This is a genomic window from Trichococcus patagoniensis (assembly GCF_003051085.1).
Classification (GTDB): domain Bacteria; phylum Bacillota; class Bacilli; order Lactobacillales; family Aerococcaceae; genus Trichococcus; species Trichococcus patagoniensis.
This window is the reverse complement of the sequence record NZ_QAOM01000043.1, coordinates 1-1,749: the sequence shown is the minus strand read 5'-3', so window position 1 is coordinate 1,749 and position 1,749 is coordinate 1. Positions and strand designations below refer to the sequence as shown.

Annotated in this window: 1 protein-coding gene; it reads right to left on the bottom strand. The window is 42.5% G+C overall.

Features of this window, described 5'->3' with window-relative positions:
* Positions 1–19 precede the first annotated feature (19 nt).
* On the bottom strand, positions 20–1,618 hold the full coding sequence (locus C8U37_RS14285) for an IS1634 family transposase (protein ID WP_108033871.1): 1,599 nt from the start codon (positions 1,616–1,618) through the stop codon (positions 20–22).
* Between the last annotated feature and the right edge of the window lie 131 nt (positions 1,619–1,749).

The window sequence follows — 1,749 nt, the reverse complement described above, 5'->3', positions numbered from 1 at the left end:
AACCTAGATTCCCAAAAAATTATAACGTGGTCGGGGGCATTACACCTAAGGTGTTATATAAGTTCTCCTGTTTCTTCGTAACCTCACCCACTCGCAGTGCGCTGCCTGGATTTTCGAAGGCTTCAATGACATCCAGTTCATCCAGTAATTCCTGCATCGTATAATTTTTATACAGCTCTTTTTCGGACATCTGCTTTTTGATGTACGACAAATAGATTAATGCAATGAACTGCACAAATAATTTCCCTTCAAGCGAACTTTCTGATGAAACGGCTGTGCGCCGTAAATTTAGCCGCTCTTTAAGATTTCCAAAGGCTTTCTCAACGATGTCTTTGTTGCGGTACAAGTTTAAGGCGGCGATGGGATCCTTGATTTCATTGCTGATGAGGGCAAAGAAACCATAGTCTTTTTCCGCTTGGGTAATGGCATTTTGTTTTGGAGTTACTTTTGTCCCGCGTTTTGGTGTTGTGGTAATTTCAAAATATTTAGCGTACTGCTTTTCGTGTTCCGCTTTGCGATTCCCGGAAACCAGTTCTGCTTCAAGCTGATCAAGCAGCGCATTGAAACGGTTCTCGTGCTCAAGTGCTTTTTCACCACTAAAATAAATATGCAGATACATTCGCCGTTTCTCATCAATAACATCGCCTTTGTATGGCCGTTTTTGTGAATACTCCCAGTCAATCATGATAGTATGGCTGTGCAGCTGATAGCTTGCGTTGTAATTAGCACGGGTACGAATGCTATCTCGAACCTTATCCAGTTCTTCTTGCACATACTTAAGAGATACTTTTGTGGCCATCAAAAATTTCAGATGATTTTGGTAGAGGGCATTGATATTTTCTTTGCTGTAAAACCCTCGGTCCATCACGAGTTTTACCTTGCTAAAACCAAGATTACCTAAATCGGCAAGCAAGTGCTTCACTGTTTTGACGTCGCTTATGTTGCCTGCCAATTTACGGTAGTAAAACGGTAATCCAGATTCTTCTCCAAACAACAAGGCGAGGTTGATCTGCGCAAGCGGATCATGATCCTTGTTGATACCGTACTTGACTTGCTTGAGTGTCTCTGAATAAGAGGAAATACTGGTAGTATCATAAGCCCAATACTCATTCTCCGCTCGTCGTTTAGCCTGTAAGTTGAAAAAGCGATTCTTGGCTTCTTCGGTAACGGACGCAAACAGATCACTGCTCCTTTGCGAAGGGATGCAGCTGCCGTAAGGATGGGAATGGGTTCGATCCCACTTAGGAAAGCGAAGCATCGTATTGCGATCTTCCAAAATCAAGTAATAAGCGATCGAAAGTATCTGCTTGTAGCTTTCAGGAAAGCATGCCTTTAAATCGGCTGTAATACCAAGCTGTTCACCGATTTTATCAAACAGATAGGTCGCACCGTAGTAGCTGCGCTTCGTTACAGATGACGGCACCGGTCCTTGTTTTGCAGGTGGTAATGCCGGCGGCATAGCCAATCGTTTAGAGGGTATCAGGTTCCCATTTTCATCCAATTTTCCGATGCAGACACGCTTGCTGCGCGACTGTTTCTTTTCTTTATCCCAATAGTTGGTTGATTCGTAAACATAGGTAGTGCCGTTATTCTTGTTCGTTACATATACTAAACTCATCAGATCACGCCTTTCCACGTTATAATTATAACGTGGGAAGGACGGGATTTCAATAGGAATATCCAATAAAAACCTTTAATATCAATGCTTTTCAGCATTCCACGTTATAATTCACACGGGAATGAAGGGTT